Genomic DNA, 8,370 nt, shown 5'->3' with positions numbered 1-8,370 from the left:
CCCCCCCCGACGGGTCCAGGGCAGCGCCCTGGGACTCCTCCTTTCGCTGTTGACACGGTCATGCCGCGCTGTGCAGGGGCCTGAATAATTACGAAATGTCAAAAGATAGAACATTTTCTTTTTTTGCTTTCTAAAAGATAAAATATTAAAAGTCAAACCCCATCCGGTTTTCAGGCGGAATCATGCCGAAGCCCTCTTTTCACGTTCCCCTGCTGCTGGCCGTTCTGCTGGTGGCCCTGCAACTGATCGATCCCCAATCCCGGCAGGTGTTGCGCAACCTGGCCTTCGACCAGATGCAGCTCCACTTCCCCCGCCGGGATCCCCTGGAACTGCCGGTTCGCATCGCCGCCATCGACGAAACCAGCCTGAAGGCCCTGGGCCAATGGCCCTGGCCCCGCAGCCATCTGGCCCGTCTGGTGGACCAACTGCAGCGGCAAAACGCCGCCCTGGTGGTCCTCGACCTGCTGCTGGTGGAAAAGGATCGCACCGCCCCCGCCCTTCTGGCGGAACGCTGGCCCGATCACACCGAACTCAACACCCTGCTGCGAAAACTGCCCGATCCGGACCAGCTCCTGGCCGACAGCCTGGAACGCCTGCCCACGGTGCTGGGCTTCGCCCTGGAAACCCGCGCCAACCCCAACCCCGCCCCGCTGCAAAAGGCCCGCATCGTCATCCCCGGCGGCGAAGCCCGCGTCGCCATCCCCCCCTTTCCGGGCAGCGTCGCCTCCCTGCCCCTGCTGCAAAAGTCCGCCCGGGGCCAGGGTGTCCTCTCCCAGGCCAGCCAGGACATGGACGGGGTGCTGCGCCATCTGCCGCTGATCTATCAGGTCAACGGACAACTCTATCCCCTGTTGAGCCTGGAAGTCGCCCGACTCCTCTCCGGTGGCAAAATCCTGCACGCCACACCCGACGGCGTCGGCATGGGACAACTCTTTCTGCCAACCAGCGGCCAAAACGAAATCGGGCTGCACTACCGCCGCCTGAACCGGGAGCGCTACCTCTCCATCTCCGAACTGCTGGCAGGCCGCATCGACACCTCCCAGGTGGAAAACCACATCGTCTTCGTCGGAGCCACGGCCCAGGGACTGGGGGATCAGGTCTACAGTCCCCTCGGGGAGATCCTGCCGGGTGTGGAACTCCACGTTCAACTGGTGGAACAGTTGCTGGACGGCAGCTATCTGCTGCCGCTGAACATCGGGGAAAACGCCCTGATCGCCCTGCTGCTGCCGCTGGTGGCCCTGTCGGGACCGTGGCTGCTGCGACGCTTTCGCCTGCGCTGGCTGGTGGGTCTCACGCTGCTTCCGATCACGGCGCTGCCCCTGCTCTCCCTGTGGCTCTATCTGGAAAAACAACGCCTGCTCGACCCTCTCTATCCCCTGCTCTCCCTGGTGTTGATCGTGGCCAGCCTGCTGCTGCCCGAACTCTTCCGCATGGAGCGGGAACGGCGTCTGGTGCAGGCCAAATCGGCCTTCATCGCCAACGTCAGCCACGAACTGCGCACCCCCATGAACGCCATTCTGGGGCTGACCGGACTCTGCCTCAACACCGAACTGCAGGCCAATCAACGCGACTACCTGCAAAAGGTGCGACAGGCCGGGGAGTCGCTGCTGGGACTGATCAACGACCTGCTGGACATGTCCAAGATGGAAGCGGGCCGCCTGACCCTGGAGGCCATCCCCTACCACCTCGACACGGTGCTGGACCACCTGGCCACCATGACCCGCCTGAAGGCTCAGGAGAAGGGGCTGCAACTGCTCTTCTACCGCGAACCCGCCATCCCCGCCCAGCTGATCGGCGATCCGCTGCGTCTGGGCCAGGTGCTGATCAACCTGGTCAACAACGCCGTCAAATTCACCGCCACGGGCACGGTTTCGACCACCCTCCGCCTGCTCTCCCGCGAAGGCGAACGGCTGGTGCTGGAAGGCAGCGTGCAGGACAGCGGCATCGGCATGACGCCGGAACAGATGGGGCGACTCTTTCAGGCCTTCTCCCAGGCCGACGCCAGCATCACCCGGCAATACGGCGGCACCGGTCTGGGGCTGGCCATCTGCAAACAACTGGTGGAAAAAATGGGGGGCCGGATCCGCGTGGAGAGCCGCCCCGGCCAGGGCAGCACCTTCACCTTCACCGTGACCCAGCAGGTGGATGCCACGGCGGAACAGTCCCAACCCGCCAGCCCCGAATGGCGCTCCCTGCGGGTGCTGGTGGTGGATGGCTCGGAGCGTTCCCGCGCCATTCTGGTCGATTATCTGCAGTCCTTCCATTTCGCCGTGGTCGCCGTGGCCGGCGCCCAGGCGGCCCTGGACGCCCTGCGCGGCGCGGTGGAGCCCTTCCGACTGATCCTGCTGGAGGAGGAGCTGCCGGATGGGAGCCTGGAAGCAACGGTGCGGCAGTTGCGCGCCCTGAGCGGTTTTTCCGGACGCACCCGGCTGCTGCTGATCCGCTCCCTGGGCGAGGAGGGAAGCGCCCAAAGCCTGGGAGTGGACGGGGTGTTGACCAAACCGATCAACCCCTCCCTGCTCTTCAACGGCATTCTGGAGACCTTCGGTCAGGCGGTCAGCGCCTCCTACCCCAAACGGGGCTGGGAAAACCTCCCTCAGGCCGAAGCCATCCTGGCGGACCGGCGCGGCGCCCGCATCCTGCTGGTGGAGGACAACGCCATCAACCGGCAAATCGCCCTGGAGCTGCTGACACGGGCCGGACTGACGGCGCAAACCGCCGAAAATGGTCGGGAGGCCATCGCACGTTTGCAGGAGGAGAGCTTCGACGCCATTCTGATGGACGTGCAGATGCCCATCCTGGACGGCTACAGCGCGGCCCGCGCCATTCGCGCCGACGCCCGATTCGCCACCCGTCCGCCGATTCTGGCCATGACCGCCAACGTGGGCAGCGAAGACCGGGAGCAGGCCCTGGCCGCCGGCATGAACGACCACCTCTGCAAACCCATCGATCCCCAGGCCCTCTACGCCGCCCTGGGTCGCTGGCTGCCCCCCCGCGCGGAGGCCCCTCCCGCGCCGCTCCCGCCCGCCGAAGGGAGCCCGATCCACCTGCCCGAAACGACACCCTTCCTGGACCTGGCCACCGCGCTGGTCCGGGTGGGCGGCAATCGCCGCCTGCTGGCCAACCTGCTGCACGACTTCCTCGTGCGCCACGGCGACGACCCCCGTCGCCTGGCCGAGGCACTGGAACAGGGCGACCTCCCCCTGGCCCATCGTCTGGCCCACACCCTGAAGGGCATCGCCGCCTCCCTGGGCGCCATCGAGCTGCAAGAGGCCGCCGCCGCCCTGGAGGCCTCCTTCGACAGCGGGCGAAACGACTCCCGATCCGCTCTGCTCCCCGCCCTGCACCGGGCCATGGAGCCCGTGCGTCAGACGCTGTCCGCCTGGGCGGAGAGCCGGGAAATCCTCCCCGAATCCCCCGCGCCACCCTACGATGCCGCCGTGGTGGCCGCGCTGCTCGACTCCCTGGAACAACTGCTGCACGAACGGGATCCCGATGCGGAAGAACAGACCCGGCGGCTGCGCCACCTTCTCGGCGACAGGCTTCCCCACGGCCTCGTCGACCGTTTGTGGGAGCAGGTGCGCAGCTTCGATTTCGACGAGGCGAGGCAAACCCTTGCATCCATCGAAGCGGGTCTGAAACAGTAACGGGCCAGGAGCAAGACCATGTCCCAAGAGGATGCCATGGAACCCCAGGAAAAAATTCTGCTGGTGGACGACGAACGCTTCAACATCGACGCCCTCGTCGGTCTGCTGCGCCACGACTACAAGATCATGGTGGCCAAAAGCGGCGAACAGGCGCTGCAGGCCCTGCAGCCGGGGGCCCTGCCCGATCTGGTGCTGCTGGACATCGTCATGCCGGAAATGGACGGTTACGAGGTGTGCCGCCGTCTGAAGGGCAACCGTCTGACCCGCAACATCCCGGTGATCTTCCTGACCGCCCGCAACGACGTGGAGTCCGAAACCCTGGGGCTGCAACTGGGCGCGGTGGACTACATCGCCAAACCGTTTCACGACGCCATCGTGCGAGCCCGCATTCAGACCCACCTCGGGCTGAAACGCAAAATGGACCTGCTGGAACGCATGGTCTGTCTGGACGGATTGACCGAAATCCCCAACCGACGCTCCTACGACCAGACCCTGGAGGCGGAATGGAACCGCGCCATGCGGGAAGGGCGCCCCCTGACGCTGATCATGATGGATGTGGACCACTTCAAGCTCTATAATGACCATTACGGCCACGCGGGTGGCGACCTCTGCCTGCAGCGGGTGGCCCGCGCCCTGGCGGGGTGTCTGCATCGACCGGGGGATTTCGTGGCCCGCTACGGCGGCGAGGAGTTCGTGGCCGTGCTGCCGGGAAGCGACGCGGAAGGCGCTCTCCAGGTGGGGGAACAGTTCCGCCGGGCGATCACCGCCCTGGAACTGCCCCACGCCCGCTCCGGCACCGCCGCGTGGCTCACCCTCAGTCTGGGCGCGGCCACCGTGACCCCCACGGCGCAAAACAGTCCCGACGCCTTGCAGAAAGCCGCCGACGCCATGCTCTACCGGGCCAAGGCCGACGGTCGCAACCGGGTGCTGGCCACCACACTGGACCCCCGCCAGGAAGGCTGAGCGGGAATAAGTCTTTTGCCTTTCAATATGTTATCTTCTAAATATCAAAAAAAGGAAATGTTCTATCCTTTGACTTTTCAGTAATATGTATCTGTTCAGATACATGGGGGTTCGGGGGGGATTATCCCCCGCCGACGGGTCCAGGGGACACCCCTGGGACTTTTTTCGCCGTTGACAGGATCATGCCGCGCTGTGCAGGGGTCTGAACAGTTATAAAAAGTCAACGGATAGAACATTTTCTTTTTTTGATACTTAGAAGATAACATATTCCCGTTTGGCCGCGGGAGTTTTGTAACTCCCTCCAGATACAGAACAAGGTGAATTCCGTGCCGGAAAACCTCCCCGATCCGCGCCCACGGGTGCTGATCGTCGATGACGAACGGATGCTGATCGACATTCTGGTCGAAGCGATCCGTCCGAGCTGCCGCATCATGGTGGCGCAGAACGGCGAACAGGCCCTGAAGGCGGCCCGTGGCGGGCCGCGTCCCGACCTGATCCTGCTCGACGTGCTCATGCCGGGACTCGACGGCTACGAAGTGTGCCGTCTGTTGAAAGAGGAGGACTCCACCCGCGACATCCCGGTGATCTTTATCACCTCCAAAACCGAGGTGGCCGACGAAACCCGTGGCTTCGAGCTGGGCGCGGTGGATTACATCAGCAAACCCATCTCACCCCCCATCGTGCGCGCCCGGGTCAAGACCCATCTGGCCCTGAAACGCTCCCTGGAGGTGCAGCAGGAGCAGAATCGCGCCCTGCAGGAGCTGAACCAGGTCAAAAACCGCTTTCTGGGCATGGCCGCCCACGACCTGCGCAATCCCCTGGTCTCCATACGCGGCATGAGCGAACTGCTGCAGTCCGTGGCCCTGCCGGAGGAGAAACGGCGCGGCTTCCTGCACACCATCCAGCAGGTGGCCAACCAGATGCTCACCCTGGTCAACGACCTGCTGGACGTGGCCGCCATCGAAAGCGGCCACTTCGATATGGTGCCGCAGGAACACAACCTCTCCCGCCTGGCTGCGGAACGGGCCGAACTGATCGGCTTCGCCGCCCGGGAGAAGGGCATCTCCCTGATGGTGGAGATGGGTCAGGTGCCCGATTCGCGCTTCGACCCGGACCGCATGGCCCAGGTGCTGGACAACCTGTTGAGCAACGCCGTCAAGTTCTCCCGACCCGGCACCCGCGTGTTGCTGCGCACCCTGGCCTTGGCGGAACACCTCGCCGTGGAGGTCGACGATCAGGGCCCCGGTCTCTCCGCCGACGACCTGGGACGCCTCTTCGGCACCTTCCAGAGACTCAGCGCCCGACCCACCGGCAACGAACGCTCCACCGGACTGGGTCTGTCCATTTGCAAAAAGATCGTCGAGGCCCACGGCGGCGCCATCCGCGTGGACAGCGAAGTCGGCAGGGGAAGCCGCTTTACGGTCTCCCTGCCGCGCCACCCCCCCGAACCCTGACAAGGAGATTCCCATGACCGATACCACCCGCCCCCGCCTCCTTCTGGTGGATGACGACGAGTCCCTGCGGCAGCTCTTCGCCACCGTTCTGGATGCCAGCGGTTTCGAGGTGGTCGCCCAGGCCGGAGACGGCCGGAGCGGCGTGCAACTGTTCACCGCCCACAGCCCCGACATGGTCCTGCTCGATATCGAAATGCCGGTCATGAACGGCATTCAGGCCCTGAAAACCATGATGAAAAACAATCCGAAAGCGGTGGTTGTCATGTTAACCTCCATCCAGAGCGTCGGCGTCTGGGACGATTGCCTCCTGGCCGGTGCCACGGGTTACATCCGCAAAGACACCCCCCTGATGGAGATCCCCTCGCAACTGATGAAGCTCTGGAAAGGCACCCGCTGACCCCTCCCCGCAGCCCCGTCCGCCGCCGGTGATCCCGTCACCGGCGGCGGGGAGCCCCCCCGAAATCCATTCCGTAGCGGGTGGAACCTACGGCCTCACGCAGAAAAAAGTCATTACAAGATCGAACCCCTCCCACTCCTTCCCTGGCATGTTACCCTGTTTGTCCGTTATCCTCTCACGCTGGTCATGCTCACAAGATCCACCCGAAAACGGAACAAGGGAACCGGCTATGTCTCATCATCGTGCGGCCATACTGCTGTGGAGTCTTCTGCTGACCACTTTTCCCGGAATACCGCTCTTCGCCGACATCTATTACTGCGAAGAGAACGGCGCCACGGTGGCCCGCAACCATCCCTGCAAAAACAGCGAAAAAATTCTGGAGAAAAAAGCCACCGCCAGTTCGCCTCGTTTCACCCCGCCCCCGAACCTCACGCCCCCGGAGGCCCCATCCGGGATGCCCGCCGCGCCCAAAATCCCCCGGAATGCCGATCAACTGCGCACCCTGATCATCGAACGGGGCTCCCTGACCAAAGAGGATGCGGAACTGCCCTACACCCTCGGGGTGTACTATCTGAACGGTCAGGGAGGCGTCAGGCCGGATATACGCGAGGCCCTGCGCTGGTTGACCACCGCCGGGAATCTGGGTCATACGGGAGCCCAGTTTCATCTGGGAACCATCTATCAGGAAGGCAAAGGCCTCCCCGCCGATCCTGTGGAAGCGGAGCGCTGGTATCATCGCGCCGCCGACCTGGGAGACCCGAAAGCCCAGAACAATCTGGGCCTGATCTATATGGCCGGAGCCGGAGTGCTGTCGGATTTCATCATCGCCCACATGTGGTTCAGCCTGGCCGCCCAAGGCGGTAACAGCAAAGGCGACAGCAACCGCAGTCTGATCACCCGCTACATGAATGCCGATCAGATCGCCCGCGCCCAGGATATGGCCAAAAACTGGAGACCGCGCACCCCGTGACAACGGGGTTCACCCCACACCGAGGATCCGAAATGAACGAGGGGAAAACCTCCTTCGATACCCTCTATCACCGCCTCTTTTCCCATTCGCGAATGGTGGCCGATCTGCTGCGCCACTTTCTGGATGCCGCTCTGCTGGCTGAACTCGACCTCGACGCCATGAGGCGGTTGAACACCAAATTCACCAGTCGGCAAGGTTTGCGCCGCCAGGGGGATCTGGTCTGGGAGATACCCACCCGCTCCGGCGGAGCCCTGTTTGTCCTTCTGCTCCTGGAGTTCCAGTCCAGCATCGACCCCTGGATGGCCCTGCGGGTCAACATCTACGCCGGACTGCTGCTGCAGGAACTGGTGGAGGCGCGCCGCATGAATCCCTCCGAAGGTCTGCCGCCGGTTTTGCCCATCGTGCTGTACAACGGCGAGCCGCGTTGGACTGCCGCCACCTCCCTGGCCGAACTGATCCGACTGCCCCGGCAATCCCCGTTGTGGCAATATCAACCCGATATGCGGTACCATGTCATCGATGAAGGGCGTATTCCGGAGGCGTTTCTGCGGGAGTGCCCCTCCTTGACCGCCATCTTCTTCCGCCTGCAGCACGCCGACCGGCCGGAAAGCCTGCTGCAGGCCGTAAAGGAGGTCACCAACTGGTTCGAGGTCCATCCCGAAGCGCCTCCCGTGAAACATCTGTTCCGGGAGCTGCTGATCGGCAGCCTGCACACCTTCAAGGGCATGGCAGACCCTTCTCCCGTGCCCGAAGACCTTCAGGAGGTCATGACCATGCTGGCGAGAAATCTTGAAAAATGGGTCAGCGAGTTCGAGCAGCGCACCTGGCAGTCGGGGCTGCTCGAAGGACAACAGAAAGGTCGACTGGAAGGTCGACTGGAAGGCCGACTGGAAGGTCGACTGGAGAGCCAACGCAACACCCTGCGCTCGCTGTTGCAGC

Annotated in this window: 6 protein-coding genes; all 6 read left to right on the top strand. The window is 63.7% G+C overall.

What is annotated here, in order from left to right; translation table 11 throughout:
* Positions 1-182 precede the first annotated feature (182 nt).
* Positions 183-3,647, top strand: a complete 3,465-nt coding sequence (locus tag HQL56_13215) for a CHASE2 domain-containing protein (GenBank protein MBF0310479.1) — start codon at positions 183-185, stop codon at positions 3,645-3,647.
* A gap of 18 nt (positions 3,648-3,665) precedes the next feature.
* Positions 3,666-4,610: a diguanylate cyclase gene (locus HQL56_13210; GenBank protein MBF0310478.1), complete on the top strand. Its 945-nt coding sequence runs from the start codon at positions 3,666-3,668 to the stop codon at positions 4,608-4,610.
* A gap of 326 nt (positions 4,611-4,936) precedes the next feature.
* Positions 4,937-6,064, top strand: a complete 1,128-nt coding sequence (locus tag HQL56_13205) for a hybrid sensor histidine kinase/response regulator (protein ID MBF0310477.1) — start codon at positions 4,937-4,939, stop codon at positions 6,062-6,064.
* A gap of 13 nt (positions 6,065-6,077) precedes the next feature.
* On the top strand, positions 6,078-6,461 hold the full coding sequence (locus HQL56_13200) for a response regulator transcription factor (GenBank protein MBF0310476.1): 384 nt from the start codon (positions 6,078-6,080) through the stop codon (positions 6,459-6,461).
* Between the two features lie 229 nt (positions 6,462-6,690).
* Positions 6,691-7,431 carry a sel1 repeat family protein gene (locus HQL56_13195; GenBank protein ID MBF0310475.1) on the top strand — a complete coding sequence of 247 codons (741 nt, stop codon included), beginning with the start codon at positions 6,691-6,693 and terminating at the stop codon, positions 7,429-7,431.
* A 32-nt stretch (positions 7,432-7,463) separates the two neighbouring features.
* On the top strand, positions 7,464-8,370 hold a 907-nt coding region (locus HQL56_13190), incomplete at its 3' end, for an Rpn family recombination-promoting nuclease/putative transposase (protein ID MBF0310474.1).

It is taken from the genome of Magnetococcales bacterium, assembly GCA_015231925.1.
GTDB lineage: Bacteria > Pseudomonadota > Magnetococcia > Magnetococcales > JADGAQ01 > JADGAQ01.
This window is presented reverse-complemented; position numbering and strand designations above follow the sequence as displayed.